Genomic DNA, 18,443 nt, shown 5'->3' on the forward strand with positions numbered 1-18,443 from the left:
TCCCGCTGAGTAAGGCGGGAGGCGAGGCCAAGAATGCCGCTGTTCCCGAAGGTTCTCCGATTTGCGTTACGACGATAGCCTCGAAACCGTCCTGTCCGCGGACATGTCTTCTCCGATGGGTGCGCAGCTTGCGTGGCGCCAACTGGTCGATCTGGTCGGGCGGGGCCGGGTCGCCGCCAGCGACGCGGTGATCTCGCGCCTCCGGGGATTGCGGGGGGCAGTGCCCCCGCCGGTCCGCACCTCGAGCGCGCGAGCGGTGGCCTTTGCGTCGCCCCCGCTCGCGCTGGTCCTGCTGTTTGCGGAGGATGAGATCGCGGTGGCGGCGCCTGTCCTGCGCAGCGTCCATCTGAGTGCGGCGGATTGGGCGGAACTCCTGCCGATCCTGTCGCCAACCGCACGCTCTGTCTTGCGTCACCGGCGCGATCTCGGCCCCGAAGTCGTCGCGATGCTGGAGAGCTTCGGCAGCGTCGATTTCGTGCTCGCCTCGCCGTCACAGGACGACGCCGCCCGGACCGAAGCGCCCGCGTTCCTCGAAGGCACGGCTGCACCGGAGGAGGACGCAACGTCCGAGCCGAGCCCGACCGCCGACGACGCCGGGTTGCATGCCCCTGCGGCGGCATCTGCCCCCGCTGCGGAACCCGCAACCGGTCCGTTCGAAATCGCCGAGCTGGTCGAACGGATCAACGCGTATCAACGCGACCGTGCCGTCGGGGGTACAGGCGCGAACGCGAGCATCATCGGACAGGCGGAGCGCTTCCGGTTCGAAACCGATTCGGCAGGCGTGATCCGCTGGGTCGAAGGGGTTTCCCGATCGCCGCTGATCGGGGTGACCCTTGCGCGGACGTCGGCGGCGCTCGGGTCCGACACGACCGACCCGTTGACGACCAGCGTCGACGGCGCGGTGGTCGGCGCGTTCCGGCAACGCGCCGGTTTTGCCGACCTGCGGCTGTGGGTCGAAGGCCAGTCCGATGCGGCGGGGGGATGGCGGATCAGCGCGGTCCCGGTGTTCGACCGGGCGTCGGGTCGATTCACCGGATATCGCGGCAGCGCGCGGCGCCCGCGGGTCGATGAAGCCGCGGAGCATGCCGCAGACGAGCGTGCCGGTGTCGCGGACGCGTTACGGCAACTCGTCCACGAATTGCGGACGCCGACCAATGCGATCGCGGGCTTCGCGGAAATGATCGAGACCGAGTTGTTCGGCCCGGTACCCGCGGTCTATCGCGAGCAGGCCGCCGCGATCCGCAGCCAGACGGCAGGGCTGCTCGGCGCGATCGAGGACATGGACATCGCCGCGCGGATCGAGACGAACGCGCTGCAGCTCTTCGTGGACGACGTCCCTGTCGCGCAATTGCTGGAATGGATCACGGCCGATCTCGCGCCGCTGGCGACCCTGCGCGGCGCTCGTTTTGCGCTGCGCGTCGATCACCCGTCGCTGAGTATTCGCGGCGACGGGCAGGCGGTGGAGCGCCTGATCGGCCGGTTGCTCGCCACGCTGGTCGCGGCGGGGACGGCGGGCGAGCAGATCGGGATCGTTGCCGCAGCGACCGCGACGAAGCAGATCAAAGTGACCTTTGACCGCCCGCGCGCGCTTGCCGATTATCCCGAAGATTTGCTGCTGACGATAGATGCGGACACCGATGCGGGCGAGCAGGGTGCGCCGTTGCTCGGCACCGGTTTCGCCCTTCGGCTCGCGCGCAATCTTGCGGCAGAGTTGGGGGGCGGGCTGGCGATCGGTCCGGACAGCTTGACATTGCACCTCCCGGCCACGATCCCTGCGGACGTGGAGCTGATCTCTCACCTTTGATCGTGGCACGACCGATGCCATCCCCGGCGTGACGCCGCGACCGGTCTATCGCCCCGCTGCGCCTGCTCCCGCCGACGCCGTCGTCTGGCCGGAACGTTTCGGAACGCGTTTCATCGTCTTCGTCGACACCGAGGAAGAGTTCGACTGGCGCGCACCGCTCCGGCGCGACGGGCATGGCGTGTCGGCGATCGCCGCGCTACCCGAAGCGCACCGCCGGTTTGCCGAGCATGGCGTGCCGCTGACGTTGATGGTCGATTATCCGGTCGCGACCGACCCGGGGGCGATCGGCAGTATCCAGGAGGTCCTTGCCGATGGTCGGTCTGCGGTCGGCACGCAACTCCATCCGTGGGTCAATCCGCCGTTCGACGAGGTCGTGAACCCTGCCAACAGCTATGCGGGCAATCTTCCAGAGTCGCTCGAGGCCGCGAAGCTGGACCGGCTGACCGACGCGATCTCGCGGGCCTTCGGCACGCAACCGCTGGCCTATCGCGCCGGCCGCTACGGGATCGGCCCCAATACGCTCCGGCTGCTCGCCACGCGCGGCTATCGAATCGATAGCTCGATGCGCGCGCGATACTGTTACGCTGCAGACGGCGGCCCCGATTTCGGCGCGATCGGCAATACGGCCTTCCGCACCGGACCCGATCACGCGCTGGTCGAAGTTCCGCTAACGACCGTCCATACCGGCCTGCTGCGTCGCGGTGGCGAGCCGCTGTACCGCGCGGCGGCGAGGATCCCGCGCGGGCGGGGGCTCTTGTCCCGCACCCGCCTGCTCGGCCGAATCGCGCTGACGCCCGAAGACATGACGCTGGACGCCGCGCTCGAAGCGATCGCGGTCGCCTTGGGGGAGGGGCTGCGGCTGCTGACCTTTGCGTTCCACTCGCCCTCGCTGGTCCCGGGGCACACGCCCTACGTTCGCGATGCCGCAGACCTTGCCGCGTTTTATCGCTGGTGGACGGTCGTCCTCGGCGATCTCGCACGGCGCGGCGTTGCGGCGGCGTCGCTCGACACGGTGATTGCGGCGGCGGGCTTGCCAGCGACCGGGACACGGCGCTAACGAGCCTTTCGGGGGGCCTGTAGCTCAACTGGTTAGAGCTGGCCGCTCATAACGGCTAGGTTGCGGGTTCAAGTCCTGCCGGGCCCACCATCGATCCTCGCTCACATGACGCGCAGAAAACCCGCTAATTCACTTGCCATCCCCGCCGCACCACGGCAAAGCCGCCCGACAGGCGGCGCTGCGGCGTTGCCGACCGGCCGATGGCGCAAGTGGCTTCGATTGCCTGCGCACGACGGGATCGGGGAGTGGCGCAGTCCGGTAGCGCGCCTGCTTTGGGAGCAGGATGTCGCAGGTTCGAATCCTGTCTCCCCGACCATCTTTCTCGTATCGCCGCAATCACCCCTGCACGACCGACCGGTGCCGTGTCGTTGCGGAGATCGCCCGCCACGGCACCGGGCGACCGAAGCGATAGCCCTGCACATACCGGCAGCCGAGCTGCAGCAGGATGTGCATCTGCGCCTCGTTCTCGACCCCTTCGGCCACCACGGCCTTGCCGAGCCCGTGCGCAAGGCCGATGATCGCGCGGACGATCTCTTCTGCGCTATCCGACTTGCGCTCGAGCGCCGCGATGAACGAGCGGTCGATCTTGATCGTGTCGACCGGCACCTGCCGCAAATGGCTGAGCGAGGCATAGCCCGTCCCGAAATCATCAAGCGCGATCCGTACCCCGGCATCGTGGAGCGCATGAAGCGTGTTGACGACGCCATCCGCCGCGCGCCCGAGCATGACCCCTTCGGTAACCTCGATACACAATGCGGTCGGCGGTACGCCGAAATGCGCGAGCCGGGTCAGCACGCGCTTGGCCGCGACTGGCCCCGACAATTGCGCGGAGGTGAAGTTGACCGCCAGATACGGAATCTCGGCACCATTGTCGCGCAGCAGCGTCAGCGCGATATCGAGCACATGCTCCTGCACGCGCGGGCCGATCCGTTCCTCGACCAGGATATCGGCGAACTGGCTTGGCATCAGCAGGCCGTGCTTGGGATGCTGCCAGCGCAACAAGCCTTCGTATCCGACAACGCTATCGTCCTGAAGATCGACGATCGGCTGGAGATACAAAAGAAATTCGTCGCGTTGCATCGCGACATCGGCATCGCTTGCAAAGGCGGTGCTGACTTCCAGCAGCGTCCGCAGCATCGCGTCGTAGCGGTGGTGCAGGCTCCGCCCGAGCCGCTTTGCCTGATAGAGCGCGAGATCGGCGTTGCGATACAGGAGATCGGGCTCGCGCCCGTCGCGCGGGCAACGCGCCGATCCGATGCTGAGCGAAAGCGCGCGGCGTTCCTCGGCGTGACGCCACATCGTGCCCTGGATCCGGGCGATGTCGGCCTCGATCCGCGCGCAATGGTCTTCGCCGTCGGCCGCGATGATCGCGAATTCGTCTCCACCCAGCCGAACCGCAACCCCGCCGCCGTTCGCCGCGACGGTCGCCAGCCGACGGGCGATGTGGCACAGCATTTCGTCCCCCGCCCCATGGCCGAGCCGGTCGTTGACGTCCTTCAGGTGATCGACGTCGATCAGGAACAGCGTGAAGGGGGCTTCGCGTCCGACCGCGATACTCGTCTGGAGCGCCTGCTGGAACGCGGCGCGGTTCCCCAGCCCCGTGAGCGGATCGGTAAGCGCCGCGCTCCGCAGCTTCTCGGCTTCGATCAGCCCCCATTCGCGGCTTTGCCGGGCGAGTTCCAGCTCGTTGCACAAGGCCCGAAAGCGGTCCGAGGTGGCAAGCGAGAGCACGATCGCCTCGAACGCCAGTGCCCCGAACATGGCGATGTCGAGCATGTCGCCCTGTGGAAATACGCCGAGGTTGCGCATCACCCGCAGCGCGAAGATCGTCAGAACCGGTGCCCAACCGATGACGTAGAACCACACCACCCGACTGCCGCGACGGATCGCATAGCCGATCCCGACGAACGCCATGATCGCACTCGTCATGACCACCATGTTGAGCAGGCGATCCAGCAGGAGCGGCGGGAACAGCACGTCGTTGGTGGCCGCCAGGACGCCGATCGCGACACCACCCCAGGCAAGGCCTCGCCCGGTGCGTTGCAACCAGCGCGGCAGGAGCTGGTCCTCTACCAGCGAGAGGAAGAACATCCCTCCCGCGCCGACAAGCAGACCGACGAGGATATAGTCGACCCCGACGACCCACGGCCCGACGAGTTGCGGGAAGACGATTCCGAAGCTGTTCGACCAGGCCATTCCGTAGACCAGCGCGATCGAGATCCAGGCGAGATACCAGCGCTGGAACGGGAAGCGACGGCCGCGGTCGATCAACACGTTATAGGCGAAGGCCGACAGGAGCGTTCCGGCGAACAGCCCCATCAGGATCAACCAGCGATCGCGCGATCGCGCCGCTTCGATATCGGTTGCCGCGGACATTCGACGGATCAGCGACAGATCGTCGACCCCGTCGAACCCGAGATAAATCGCGCGCACCTTGCTCCCGCGATCACCGATGCCGAAGTCCAGCACGCCGCCCGGCGCGCCGATGCCGTCTAGCGCGCCGGCGGTCCTGATCGACCGGCGCACCGATCCGTCTGTCAGCACCGTCATCAGCATCACGCGGCGGAAGCGGGTCTGGTCCACCAGCAGATGCCATTGCGGGGGCAGCTGCTCTAGTTGCGACCCGTCGATCCGCAGCCATGTCCAGCGCGTTCGATCCGGCGCGGGAACAGGGGGGCAACTGAAGCGCAACGCGAGGACGGCCCGAGGCGCGGGAATGGCCGCAGCCGCGCTATAGGCGGCGCACGCCGATTGCAGCAGCGGGACGGCGGCGGTTGCCGACGCGGTGGGTAACGATAGCCCGAGCAGGATTGCGAGGATGCGTAAAACGTTGCTGGCCACCTCACTCTCCATACGAACAGTTCAACGACCGCTGCCACGTTGTGATGTGCAATCGATTAACGGGGTCGCAGCTACGCCTAGTAAATTCCCTTTGTCGGACCCCCGCCCGGTGCTTTGCACGGCGGGACGATGGTCAAGTCTGCTTGGGAAGACAAGCGTTGTTCTTCAAGGAGATGCATGAACGAAGCGAACGCGGCTCCCGCTTTCGTCAAGAACGGTCCCGCGCCGCTGGCATGATTTTCCGCAACGGGATGCAAAAAACCCGCGGGATTGCGCAATCCCGCGGGTTTTTGGAAAATCTTTTCAGCTCAGGATTGATGGCATCGATCGCGTCGGCGATCTCATTTGGTCTTGGGCGAGAAAACGAAAAGTTCCGTGCGAATCGACGGCGGAGCGCTCGGGACGAACCAGTTGGTGTCCTGAATATGGCTTGCGGTCACGTAAAGGCGTCCGTCGGGGCCTTCGGAGAACGTGTCGGGCCAGCGCAACCGCTTGTCCGACACCACGGGCTCGACCCGGTTTCCGACCAGGCGCGTGATCGAATAGTCGGTCGGCGAGGTAAGGTAGAGCGTTCCGCTCCGCGCCATCCACAATCCGTCCGCGACGTGGGTCTGTGCAACGGTCTTGACCGCGCTCGCGCGATCGGTTTCGCTGACGTCCTTGCGCAGCTTTGCGGTGTCGATGCTGTACAGCGTCTTGCCGGTCAGTGCCTGGTAATACAGCGTCTTGCCGTCGTTCGACAAAGCGATCCCGTCGGCGGAGAAGGCGGGTTGCCGACCGTCGGGGCGAACCAGCGGCTTGCCGTCGAGCAGGACCTTGACGGTCTTGTCGACCTGCGTCGAGACATGACCGTCGAGCGTACGGTGGCTTTCGCCGCTTTCCAGATCGACGACGATGATCGCCCCGCGCGTTCCGGAATCGGTGATGTAGCCGGTCTTGCCATCGGGCGAGAAGCGGATGTCGTTGAGGTAGGTCCCCTGCAGCGCGACGTCGCCGGGAACCGGGATGACCTTGCTGACGCGATTGGTGGCGAGGTCGATCCGTACCAGCTTGGGCGCGCCTTCGAGGATCTTTTCATTCCCCGGTGCGCCCGGATCTAGGACCCAGAGGTGGCCGTGGCCGTCGGGGACGATCGACTGGACGCAGACGAAATGGTCCGCGACCGAAAGCTCGCTCGCGCGCGCGTTGCGCCAGCTGTTCCATTCGGCATCGGGGTAGGGGCGGGTCGTTCCGTCCTTCATCACTTCTGCGACCGAGACCGGCGCGTCGTCGGTCCAGCGCGGGAAGTTGACGAAGCGACGGCCGTCTTCGGTGACGGCGACGCCGGTCACCTGATGGTCGAACGTCGCGACCAGCGACAGCGGGCTGGCGGCGGTACGGGCCTGTGCGGCACCGAAAGCGGTCGCGGCGACCGCTCCGACTACGGCCAGCCCAGCAATCCAGGGTTTTACCTTGTTCATCGTCATCGTCCTCTCGGTATCGGCGGAAAGTGTAGTCGGATCGCCGGTGAACAGCCGGACGAGATGGGGTGCGACGCGGTTCGGGGCTTCCCGCTGCGGGAAGTGGCCGACGCCCGACAGAGATACGACCGCGAACGGGCCGGTGAACTTCGCGGGGACGGACTCGGCGGCGGACGGCGGATTGACGCCGTCGCGCTCGCCCTGGAAATACAAGGTCGGTAGTGACAGGCTCTTGGTCGCCTTCACTTTCTGCTCGAGCCACGCACTGCGCGGATCTGGCTCGGCCTCGCCCCAGCGCGCCCGGTAGCTGTGCAATGTGACGTCGACCCAGTCGGGGTTGGCGAACGACACCGCGACCCGCGCGAACGTTTCCTCGTCGAACCACCCGCGAGGCGCCCAATTGACCCAGTGGAGATGCGCGAAGCCGCGACGATCGTCGCGGACCGCCTGCGCACCGCGCCCCGTCGCCATGAACCAGTGATACCATTGCCGCTGCGCCTGTTCGAACGGCGGCGTCGGCATTCCGCCAAGCCGTGGCGGGGTCGCGAGCATTGCGATCCGCTCGACCCGATCGGGCCAGCCGACCGCGAGCGCTTCGGCGGTGTTAGACCCCCAATCGTGCCCTGCGACCATGAACCGCTCGATCCCGAGCCCGTCCATCAGCGCGATCGCATCCATCGCGAGGATCGCGCTGTTGCCGGTGCGGGGGGCGTCACCGCGGAATCGCGTCGCGCCGAACCCGCGTAACGTGGGGACGATCGTCCGCAGGCCAGCATCGTGGAGCGCGGGGCGAACAGCGTCCCAGGTCGAGGCATCGTCGGGCCAGCCATGGATCAGCAGCACCGGCTGGCCGTCACGCGGCCCGCCATCGGTATAGGCGATATCGAGATCTTCGGTGGTGAGCGTCGGCATGGCGGGGTTCCGGTCAGTCAAAAGGAAGGACGCGCCGCGGCAGCAGCGCGTCCTCGATGGCGTCAGCGCTTCGGCGGCATTGCGAAGGCAGCCTTGAGCTTGCCGATCGCGTACATGTTGGCGTCATGCGCGCCGCGCACGACCTGCCCCATGCCGAACATCTCGTGCGTGACGCCCGGAAAGGTGCGCTGCTCGACCTGATCGCCCGCCGCCCGCATCGCGGTGGCGAGCGTCTCGCCGTCCGACCGCAGCGGATCGATCTGCGCGTTGATGATCGTCGTCGGCGGCAGGCCGCGCAGGTTCGCCTTCACCAGGTTGATCCGCGGATCCATCTGATCGGCCTTGGTGGTCGAATAATAGTAGCCGAACCAGTTCAGCATCGCGGCATTGAGCGGCTTCGCGTTACCCGAATCGGTGCGCGACGGCAGCGTCATGCTGCTGTTCGCGATCGGATAGACCGAGACGATATGGAGCGGTCGCGCCACGCCTTCGTCGCGCGCGCGGATCGCGGTCGCGACCGCGAGGTTGCCGCCAGCGCTCTCGCCGACGAACGCAATCTTGCGCGTGTCACCGCCCCAGCTTGCGGCGTTCTGCAAGACCCAACGATAGGCTGCGAACGCGTCGTCATGCTGCGCGGGGAACTTGAACTCGGGTGCGTGGCGATATTCGACCGAGACGACGATCGCGTTGAGCTGCTTCGCCAGCAGGCGCGGCGCGGCATCATAGGTATCGACGGTCGCGATCACCCAGCCGCCGCCGTGATAATAGACGACGATCGGCAGCTTGGCACCCGCCGATGCGTTGGCGGGACGGTAGACGCGGCCGAACTGCTGCGCATCGCTGCCATAGGGCACGTCGCGCGTCGTGACGCTCGCGTCCGGGGTGGTGGGCATGCCCTTGGAAGCCATGACCGCCTTGGCGGCATCGGCGGCGGAGGGGTTGATCCGCGCCTGCGCCGGGGTCAGCGTCTCGACCGGCTTCGAGCCCAGAACGGCGAGCTGGTCGATTACCGCCTGCATGTCGGGCGCTGCCTTGGGGGGCGCCATCTTGGTCGCGGGCGGCGGGGGCGGGGGGGCTGCGGTCGGCGTTGCCGCGGACTGCGCGAAGGCGCTCCCCGTCGAGACGACGAGAGCGGTGGCGAGCAGCAAGGCTCGCTGGGTGATGATACGCATGGAATACTTCCCTGTTGACGGGGCCGTTTGGCCATCAGTCGAACACGCACGCGGCCCAGGCCGTTCCCCAAACGCGGGAAAATCGTTCCGGACCGAGATCAGGTCGGACCGTTCCGAGGCCGGCTTTAGGGAAGCATCGCGCGGAGCGCCCGGACGATTTCGCCGCGCTTGAACGGTTTCGCCACGATCAGATGATCGGCGAAACGTTCCGGGATCATGCTGTTGCTGTCGTATCCGGTGGTAAAGACGAACGGAATGCCACGGTCCTGCGCGATCGCGGCGGCTTCCCACGACATTTCGCCATCGAGATTCACGTCGAACAAGGCCGCGTCGATCGCTTCGGTGCGGACGAGCGCAACCGCCTCGTCCAGCCGCATCGCCGGACCGACCATCTGCCATCCGATGTCGGCGATCGCATCCTCGATCTCCATCAGGACCAGTGCGGAATCCTCGACCACCAAAATCCGCTGGGTCGGTCGGGGCGGGGCGGTGATATCGGCCGCTTCGGGATGGGCGGTGGCTGACATCTCCGCGGCCGGGCCAGACGTGAGGTGCAGCGCGGAGGCGGGCACCATGATCGTGCAGATCACGCCGGTGGAAGGGAAGGACAGCGCGGACGTGCCGCCGGTCTCCATCGCCAGCGCGCGTTCGATCAGCGTCGATCCAAAGCCACGACGCCCGGGTTCGGTCACGACCGGGCCCTCGCTCTCGCGCCAGACCAGATGCAACGCCCCGTCCGGCGCCATCTGCCAGAGGACTTCCAGCTTTCCGGTGGCGATCGACAAGGCACCATATTTCGCGGCGTTGGTCACGAGTTCGTGCACCGCGAGCGACAGCGCGAGCGCGGCCTTGGGCGTCAGCGAGACGTTCGGGCCGACCAGCGTGATCTCGCCCTGCTGCATGCGGTAGGCGTCGAGTTCCTCCTGCAGCAGGCTTTCGATCGACACGCTTTCCCAGCGGCTCTTGGTGAGCAGGCTGTGCGCGCGCGACATCGAGCGGATCCGCCGGTCGAGACCGGCGGTGAAGTCGGCCAGGGAATTGGCGCTGCGGCTGGTCTGCGCGACCAGCGCCTGGATGTTGGCGAGCGTATTCTTCACGCGATGATCCAGCTCGGCCATCAGCAGTTGCTCATGTTCCCATGCGCGCAGCCGTTCGCGCGCCGCGGCATCGATCCGGCGCAGCACGATCTCCAGCAGCGACACGCGCAGGTCGAAGGCGGCGTCCTGATCCGAGTTCGACCACGGTGCCGATTGCTGTCGGACGGTTTCGGTCCAGACCTCGAACGACTTGCGCGGCGTCAGCCGGTCGCCGTTGGGGCCCTGCTCGACCGGCTTGTTCGGGTCGCCGCCCCAGCGCACGGTCTCGAGCACTTCGGGGCGGAACCACAGGATGAAATCATGCGGCTCGCGCGAGACCGAGATCGCGAGCAAGCCCGAGCCAAGCCCGGCATAGGCCGCGGCGGGCGGGAACACTTCGGCAAGGCGGTCGTTGGTGAAGACACCTTCGAACGGCTGCATCGTCGCGGTGAGCCAGTCGGTCAGCGCCGCGATTTGGTCGTCGGACGGGGTCGTTCCCAGCACCGAGATCCCGTCGTTGACGCGGATCGCGATCCCGCCTTTCGACTGGCCGACCCGCAGCGCGAGCCCGCCAGCCGCGACATAGCCGAGCAGCGCCTCGCGCTGCGCGACCAGACCGACGGCGTAATCGTCCTCTTCCGCCAGGGCGTGCAGGATCGTGTTGAGCGCGGCGCGCGATTCGAGGCGTTTCGCAAGGCTTGCGGCACGCAACCGGGCTTCCAGTTGCAACGAAAAGATCGAGCCGAACAGCTCGCACACCGCGCGGAGATGCCGCGGCAGCCGTCGCGGGGTGCGATGATGGCAGGCGATCAGGCCCCAGAGCTTGCCCTCATGGACGATCGAGATCGACATGGAGGCGTTCACCCCCATGTTGCGCAGATATTCGCGGTGGATCGGCGACACGTCACGCAGCACCGCCTGGCCTAGGTCGATCGGGCGACCGCTGCGCGGGTTGAGGACCGGCAGGACCGGCGCGGGCTCGTAATCGACTTCGGTGATGAGCCGCAACGTGCTGGTGAGATACAGCGCACGTGCCTGCTTCGGGATGTCCGACGCAGGATAATGGAGATCGAGGAACGGGGTGAGATCGTCGTGCCGCGCTTCGGCGAATACCCATCCCGATTCATCCGGCATGAAGCGATAGACCATCACGCGATCGTAGCCGATCACGGTACGTACCCGCTCGGCGGCCCATTGGCAGTATTCGTGCAGGTCCGGCGCGTCGCCAAGCCCGTCGAACATTTCCTGCACGCACGCGAGCGGATCGACGACGTGCCGGTTGGCAAGATCGGCATCCTCGAACTCGATCAGCAACGCGCCGTCGCTCAGGTGGATGCTCGCATCGGTCGGATGCCCCGCGACGATCCGCAGGACCGGGTCGAGCAAATGCCGGGGGCGCTGGAGGCTGGATGCGCGCACCAGGTCCGCGATCCGCCCGAGCTGTTCGTCGGACACGACCCCGGCGAGCGGCTGGCCCAGCAGATCGGCGGCAGGCTTGCCGAGCAGCCGCTCGGTATCGCCCGCGAGCTGTTCGATGACCAGCCGTTCCGGGTCGACGACGAGCAACACGCCGTGTGGCAGGATGCGTCCCGGAATGTGGATCGGCTCGCGATCGCAATTGGTCAGGTCGACGGTCGCCGGGGCGGGGTTATTCGGCATCGGTATCGCCCCATCGGTCCATCCAGCGCTCGAACGTCGTGAATGTCACAAGCGCGGCGCGGGTCGCCGCCGCCCGCTGATCGGCCCCGGTGCAGGTCGCCTCCAGCGTCTGCACGAACCCGCGCCAGCGACCGGTCTCGATGCCGTCCCCGCTCAGGAACCGCGTCGGGAAGGTCGGCGGCAGCGCGCGCGCCATCACCTGGCCGCCGAGCGCAGCCCCGGTCAGGACATAAGCGGCACCCAGCCGTTCCGGCATGGTCCCGCCGATCGCGAGGGGCGGGCACTGCGGCAGTGCGGCGATCGCTTCATGGCTGAGCCCGAGCAGAAGCAGATCGTTGACCAGCCGCGCGGTCGCCTGCCCGTTCATTCCGGCAAGCGGTTCGACCGGCGCGTAGAAACCGAACGAGCGTGCGAGCAGATTGCGATACGCCCCGCGCCCGATGCTGCCGTCGGCGGCCCGGGCATATCCCGGGTGGCGATGCATACGCTGGTGAATGGTGTCGGTTGCATCGCGGAGGACGAAGCGAAGGTCGGGCCGGGGCTGAACTGGGATACGGTCGGCAAGCGCTTTATGCATCTGATCCCCGCGATGAAGGCTGTCCAACGACGAACGACGGTTGGATCGCCCCCGTCGCGACACATCCCGGATTTTGCGTCTTTCCAAATGCCGCACAACCACAATCGCGGTGGATCGACAATATGGACGAGGTGCAACGTTAATTCAAATTAAGATCAACGAAGCGCTCGATAGGCGAACCGCTGACGTTGCAACGCCGGGGCGAAGCGCAATACCGCAGTTATCTCTTTGAAAAACCATCCACTACTTCGCGGATCACCGACCAGCCTTCTGGCAGATAGTCAAGCGCCATGTAAAAGTAGAAGGCGCACGACCCGTCGCGTCGGTAGCTCGCGCCCTTGACGATCCCGAGCGCGGTGGTGCCGGTGAAGACCGGCGATCCGCTGTCGCCCCCTTTGCACGTCGGGCCCGCTACGGTGACCCAGGTCGGCAGACAGGGCCCGCCGCATAGATCCCCCGCCGGCGCGAAATCGGTCAGCTGGACGAGCGCGCAGCTATAACCGGTCCGCTCGCCGCGGTGGCAGACGAAGTCGCCCGCGCGGGTGCTGGTGCGACTGCGCTGGCCGGTCACCGCACGGACTCGCGTCTTCGCCGTGTCGGCGAAGAAAGTCGGCGCGAGCGGCTCGGGCGAGGCGTTGATCTGGACATCGCGATAGCCCCAGCCCCATTGCGTAACGAATGGCAGCGCGACGCGCTGTCCGGAGCGATCGCGGTAGCTCAATTCGTCGACGCAATGCGCCGCAGTGGTGATCGCGCTGCGCGTGCCGTCGGTGACCGCGAAGCCGGTGGTGCACAGGTAGCGTTTGCCGTCGCCCGGATCGACCCCGTCGACCCGCGCGCCGCCCTCGACCGCGAGGTTGACGTCGACATGGTCGAGCGCGCGGACCTGCACCGGGACGCCCGCGATCGCCTCGACCCGGTGTCGGATGACGTCGACGCCATCGGCCGCATCGGCATTGCCGATCGTGATGACCAGTTCACCGGTCCGCGGGTCGAGCCCCATGCCGGGCGGGGTCTTCAGGGCGGCGCGGATCGCCGCCTGGTGGTTGGTCATCGCCCAGATCACGCGCTCGCGCGTGACGCGCGCGCCGGTGCGGAAGATGATCGGGACGGTCGTGCTGCCGACCGTGACGTGCTGCTCGGCGACGGGCGTCGTGCCGGTGAGCGAAACCAGGATGTGATAGGTCGGGCGATGCTCGATCGCGATCCCGGCGAGGCGGGACCGGTACGCTTCCCCGATCCCATCGGTCGCGGCGACGCTTGCCGTCTGGGCGACGAGCCTCCGCTCGGCTTCCGCCGGGGGTACGGCGAACTGGCGGGCATATTCGGCCGCGTCTTCGGCGAGCGCCTGCGCGGGCGTTTCGCGCGGGGGTGCCGGTACGGCGGGGGCGGCGGTCACCGGCAGGATCGTCACGATCGGCGGCGTCGGCTGGCGCGACGGGATGACCTGGGCCGCAAGCGGCGTCGAGAGAAGCGAGAGCAGCGCTCCGGCGAGCTTTGAGATACGCACCATGGCAATCTACCAGCTTCGACGGGACGACGCGAGGTTCCAAAGAACCCACCGTCACCCCGCGGCTAGCGCCGGGGTGACGATGGGGCAGGGCGGCCGGATCGTTCAGCGGATCAGTGCGTCCATGCCTCGAATGGCAGGTCGAGTGCTTCGGCGACGGCTTCGTGCCGGATCTTGCCGTTCGACACGTTGAGGCCGTTGGCGAGATGCACGTCCGCCGCCATCGCGCCTTCCGCACCAAGGCTGGCGAGCTTGAGCACGAACGGCAGCGTCGCATTGTTGAGCGCGAACGCCGAGGTGCGGGCGACCGCGCCGGGCATGTTGGCGACGCAATAATGGATCACGCCGTCGACTTCGAACACCGGGTCCTCATGCGTGGTCGCATGACTGGTTTCGAAGCAGCCGCCCTGGTCGATCGCGATGTCGACGAGCACCGAGCCGCGCTTCATCGTCTTGAGCATGTCGCGGGTGACGAGCTTGGGTGCCGCCGCGCCGGGGACGAGCACCGCGCCGATCACGAGATGCGCGTTCTTCACCGCCGCCGCGATCGCCGCCTTGCTGGCATAGGCGGTCTTGATCTGGCTGCCGAAGAACATGTCGAGTTCGGCCAGACGCGCGTTCGAGATGTCGTAGATCGTGACGTCCGCACGCATGCCGACCGCCATCTGCGCGGCGTTGACGCCGGACACGCCGCCACCGAGAATCGCGACACGTGCCGGGGCGACTCCGGGGACACCGCCGAGCAGAACGCCGCGACCGCCCTGTTCCTTTTCGAGATAATGCGCGCCGACCTGTATCGACATGCGCCCCGCAACTTCGCTCATCGGCTTGAGCAGCGGGAGCGAGCGATCGTGTGCGGTGACGGTTTCATACGCGATGCAGGTCGCGCCAGACTTCATCAGCCCTTCGGCCTGCGGCTTGTCGGCGGCGAGGTGGAGATAGGTGAACAGCAGGTGGCGGCTCTCGAGCAGCGCGATCTCGCTTGCCTGCGGCTCCTTGACCTTCACGATCATGTCGCTCTGCGCGAACACGGTGGCGGCATCGGGGACGATCGTCGCGCCGGCCGCGACATAATCGGCGTCCTCGAAGTCGATGCCGAGGCCAGCGCCGGTCTGGACCGACACGGTATGCCCGGCGGCGACCAGTTCGGCGACCGACGGCGGGGTCAGGCCGACGCGATATTCGTGGTTCTTGATTTCCTTGGGGACACCGACGCGCATGTGAACTCTCCAGTTTTGATTTTTGCCAGAATACTCCTGTCGGGCGGAAATGTGCTTGCAAAGTTGCCGCCTGGCGGTGCGTTTACGGGAAATGATTGCGTTCGATGTTCATGAGTCGCAATGGCATCGCGCATGGACAGTATCGACGGCAAGATCATCGCGCAGCTCGGCGCGGAGTCGGGGATCACCAGCGAGGATCTCGGCAGCCGCGTCGGCCTGTCGCCATCGGCGGCGCATCGGCGGGTCAAGGCGCTCGAGCAGCAGGGCCTGATCCTCGGCTATCGCGCGTGGCTTTCGCCGGCGGCGCGGGGCAATCCCTCGACCGTCTTCGTGTCGGTGACGTTGACCGACCAGCGGCAGGCGACGATGATGGCGTTCGAACAGGCGCTCGTGCGGACGACGCAGGTCAGCGAGGCGCATCTGATGAGCGGTGAATCGGATTACCTGCTGAAAGTGCTGGTCCGCGAGGATGATAGCTACGAGCGAATCCATCGCGAGGTGCTGTCCGCCTTGCCCGGCGTCCACCGGCTCGTGACCCAATTCACGATCCGGACGCTGGCGAGCGAGGCGTGAGCGGTGCGTTGCGAGGGGGGCGGGCGCATGCTATTGCGCCGCACCATCGAGGCCCCGGCATCATGCGGTCATTCTTGGCCTATCCGTTTCAAATCGGTTTGAAATTCAGCGCATTGTGAGCATCGTGAACGCATCCGCGACGGACCTGACGACCGCTGGCGACTCCGCCGCGATCGAACCCCAGCATCGTAAGAACGGCCTTGCCCGCCTAGCGCTCGGCGCGGTTGGCGTCGTGTTCGGCGATATCGGCACCAGCCCGATCTACGCCTTCCGCGAAACCTTCGCCGGGCATCACAAGCTCGCGGTCGATGCGGTCCATATCATGGGCGTGGTCAGCCTGATCTTCTGGTCGATGATGATCGTGGTGACGTTCAAATATGTCACCATCCTGATGCGCGCGGACAACAAGGGCGAGGGCGGGAGCCTTGCGTTGCTCGCGCTGGTCAACAACCGGACGACGACGCGGCGCTGGTCGCGCGGGATCGTGCTGCTCGGCGTGTTCGCGACGGCGCTGTTCTACGGCGACAGTATGATCACACCTGCCGTTTCGGTCTTGTCGGCGGTCGAGGGGTTGAAGGTCGCCGCGCCCGGCCTCGGGCAGTTCGTCCTGCCGATCGCGATGGCGATCGTGATCGGGCTGTTCTCGATCCAGCGCAGCGGCACCGCGCGCGTCAGCCTGTTCTTCGGGCCGGTGATGCTCGTCTATTTCGCGGTGATCGCGACGCTCGGTGTGCTGAGCATCATCGAGACGCCGCAGATCCTGTGGGCGCTGTCGCCGCAGCACGCGTTCGAATTCTTCGCGCTGGACCCGGTCCGGGCGTTTCTCGCGCTCGGGTCGGTCGTGCTCGCGGTGACGGGTGCCGAGGCGCTCTATTCCGATATGGGGCATTTCGGGCGCAACCCGATCGGCATTTCGTGGCTGTGTGTCGTCCTCCCGGCCTTGATGCTCAACTACATGGGGCAGGGCGCGTTGCTCTCGCGGATCGGCATGCCCGCGCTCGAAGCGCCGTTCTATATGCTTGCGACCGAACAGCTTCGCCTGCCGCTGGTGCTGCTGTCGATCGCGGCGGCGGTGATCGCGTCGCAGGCGGTGATCTCGGGCGCGTTTTCCGTCACGCATCAGGCGATCCAGCTCGGCTTCATCCCGCGGCTGCGGATCGAGCATACCAGCGCGGCGACGGTCGGGCAGATCTACCTCCCGCTGATCAACTGGATCCTCGGCACGATGGTGCTGCTGCTGCTGGTGTTCTTCCGCAGCTCGTCCAACCTCACCTCGGCGTACGGGATCGCGGTGACCGGGGCGATGCTGATCGATACCTGCCTGTTGTCGATCGTGCTGTTCCGGCTGTGGCGCTGGCCCGTGTACTTCGCGGTGCCGCTGCTTGCCGTGTTCTTCCTGGTCGATGGTGCCTATTTCAGCGCCAACCTCACCAAGATCCCGTCGGGTGGCTGGTTCCCGTTGCTGGTCGGCTTCTGCATCTTCGTGGTGCTGACGACCTGGTCGAAGGGGCGACAATTGATGATCGACCGGATGCGCGAATCGGCGATGCCGATCAAGGTGTTCATCCAGTCCGCCGCGACCTCCGCCACGCGGGTGCCGGGGACGGCGGTGTTCATGACCTCGTCGCCCGAGGGCGTGCCGCACGCGCTGCTCCACAATCTCAAGCACAACAAGGTGCTCCACGAGCGGATCATCCTGCTGACGGTCAAGATCGCGGACGAACCCTATATCCCCGAGGGGCAGCGCTGCTCGATCGAGGATCTCGGGCAGGGCTTCCACCGGATGATCTTGCGCTACGGCTTCGTCGAGGAGCCGGACGTGCCGAACGCGCTGGCCAACGTGCACCGCTGCGGGGCCGATTTCCGCATGATCGACACCAGCTTCTTCCTCGCGCGGCAGACGTTGCTGCCGTCGTCGCGGCCGGGGATGATGATCTGGCGCGAAAAGCTGTTCTCGTGGATGCTGCGCAACGCCGAGAGCGCGATGGAGTTCTTCCGCCTGCCGACCAATCGCGTGGTCGAACTGGGCAGCCAGCTCGAGATTTGACCATGGATGGAGCGACGGGTGCGCCGATCATCGTGACGGCGCTGTTCGGCGCGGGCGATGCCGCGTATTTCGACGAATTGCGCCGGGCGCACTTTCCGCCCGAACGCAACCAGTTGGCTGCGCATCTGACGATGTTCCATCATCTCGCGCCAAGTCTCGAGCGCGAGCTCAAGCAGCGGCTGACCGCGGAGACGCGCGGCATTCCCGCGCCTGATGCGCGGATCGCCGGGGTGATGTCGCTCGGGCGCGGCGTGGCGTTCCGGATCGATTCGCCCGCGCTTGAAGAGATTCGCGCCGGGCTCGCCGAGGCGTTCGAGACGCTGCTGACGCCGCAGGACCGCGCCGGGTGGCGGCCGCATGTCACCGTGCAGAACAAGGTCGACCCTGCCGTCGCCAAGGCGCTGAAAGCCACGTTGGAGACCGATTTCCGGCCACGGACGGTACGCATCGCCGGGCTGGCGAGCTGGTGGTATCGTGGCGGACCGTGGGAACCGTTGTCGCGCCATAATTTTACGTGAAAAGGCGGTTGACCGCG

General features: G+C 66.5%; 12 protein-coding genes and 2 tRNA genes. 7 read left to right on the plus strand and 7 right to left on the minus strand.

What is annotated here, in order from left to right; genetic code table 11:
- The first annotated feature begins 61 nt into the window (after window positions 1-61).
- From RH91_RS14635 to RH91_RS14650, 4 genes are all read left to right on the plus strand, one after another.
- Entirely contained in the window at window positions 62-1,804 is a 1,743-nt protein-coding gene (locus tag RH91_RS14635) for a histidine kinase dimerization/phospho-acceptor domain-containing protein (protein ID WP_029623895.1), read from the plus strand.
- Between the two features lie 28 nt (window positions 1,805-1,832).
- Window positions 1,833-2,861 carry a polysaccharide deacetylase family protein gene (locus RH91_RS14640; RefSeq protein WP_010163636.1) on the plus strand — a complete coding sequence of 343 codons (1,029 nt, stop codon included), beginning with the start codon at window positions 1,833-1,835 and terminating at the stop codon, window positions 2,859-2,861.
- A 13-nt stretch (window positions 2,862-2,874) separates the two neighbouring features.
- Window positions 2,875-2,951, plus strand: a tRNA-Ile gene (locus RH91_RS14645).
- Between the two features lie 149 nt (window positions 2,952-3,100).
- Window positions 3,101-3,177: transfer RNA gene (locus RH91_RS14650), tRNA-Pro, on the plus strand.
- 20 nt (window positions 3,178-3,197) lie between these two features.
- On the opposite strand, the gene RH91_RS14655 is transcribed toward RH91_RS14650, so the two are convergent.
- From RH91_RS14655 to ald, 7 genes are all read right to left on the minus strand, one after another.
- Window positions 3,198-5,702 (minus strand): putative bifunctional diguanylate cyclase/phosphodiesterase, encoded by a 2,505-nt coding sequence (locus RH91_RS14655; RefSeq protein WP_157136948.1) that lies wholly within the window; start codon window positions 5,700-5,702, stop codon window positions 3,198-3,200.
- A 341-nt stretch (window positions 5,703-6,043) separates the two neighbouring features.
- Window positions 6,044-8,074, minus strand: coding sequence for an L-dopachrome tautomerase-related protein (locus RH91_RS14660; protein WP_010163639.1), 2,031 nt, complete (start codon window positions 8,072-8,074; stop codon window positions 6,044-6,046).
- Between the two features lie 62 nt (window positions 8,075-8,136).
- The gene (locus tag RH91_RS14665) at window positions 8,137-9,246 is read right to left on the minus strand and encodes an alpha/beta hydrolase (RefSeq protein WP_232283520.1); all 1,110 of its coding nucleotides are present in this window, start codon (window positions 9,244-9,246) and stop codon (window positions 8,137-8,139) included.
- A gap of 125 nt (window positions 9,247-9,371) precedes the next feature.
- On the minus strand, window positions 9,372-11,981 hold the full coding sequence (locus RH91_RS14670) for an HWE histidine kinase domain-containing protein (protein WP_010163641.1): 2,610 nt from the start codon (window positions 11,979-11,981) through the stop codon (window positions 9,372-9,374).
- On the minus strand, window positions 11,971-12,465 hold the full coding sequence (locus tag RH91_RS14675; protein WP_232283521.1) for a biliverdin-producing heme oxygenase: 495 nt from the start codon (window positions 12,463-12,465) through the stop codon (window positions 11,971-11,973). Before RH91_RS14675 ends, RH91_RS14670 begins: the two co-directional genes overlap by 11 nt.
- Window positions 12,466-12,778: 313 nt before the next feature.
- The gene (locus RH91_RS14680; RefSeq protein ID WP_010163643.1) at window positions 12,779-14,071 is read right to left on the minus strand and encodes a hypothetical protein; all 1,293 of its coding nucleotides are present in this window, start codon (window positions 14,069-14,071) and stop codon (window positions 12,779-12,781) included.
- Between the two features lie 110 nt (window positions 14,072-14,181).
- Window positions 14,182-15,288 (minus strand): alanine dehydrogenase, encoded by a 1,107-nt coding sequence (gene ald / locus RH91_RS14685; RefSeq protein WP_010163644.1) that lies wholly within the window; start codon window positions 15,286-15,288, stop codon window positions 14,182-14,184.
- A 132-nt stretch (window positions 15,289-15,420) separates the two neighbouring features.
- On the opposite strand from ald, the gene RH91_RS14690 reads away from it, so the two are divergent.
- The 3 genes from RH91_RS14690 (at window position 15,421) to RH91_RS14700 (ending at window position 18,426) form a co-directional block, all read left to right on the plus strand.
- Window positions 15,421-15,861 (plus strand): Lrp/AsnC family transcriptional regulator, encoded by a 441-nt coding sequence (locus tag RH91_RS14690; protein WP_029623896.1) that lies wholly within the window; start codon window positions 15,421-15,423, stop codon window positions 15,859-15,861.
- A 115-nt stretch (window positions 15,862-15,976) separates the two neighbouring features.
- Complete coding sequence (locus RH91_RS14695; protein ID WP_010163647.1) at window positions 15,977-17,908, plus strand: KUP/HAK/KT family potassium transporter; 1,932 nt, start codon at window positions 15,977-15,979, stop codon at window positions 17,906-17,908.
- Window positions 17,909-17,910: 2 nt separating this feature from the next.
- Window positions 17,911-18,426 (plus strand): 2'-5' RNA ligase family protein, encoded by a 516-nt coding sequence (locus RH91_RS14700; protein ID WP_010163648.1) that lies wholly within the window; start codon window positions 17,911-17,913, stop codon window positions 18,424-18,426.
- Window positions 18,427-18,443: the final 17 nt, after the last annotated feature.

Origin of the sequence: Sphingomonas sp. PAMC 26617 (genome assembly GCF_000242835.1) — a bacterium.
Classification (GTDB): Bacteria; Pseudomonadota; Alphaproteobacteria; order Sphingomonadales; family Sphingomonadaceae; genus Sphingomonas.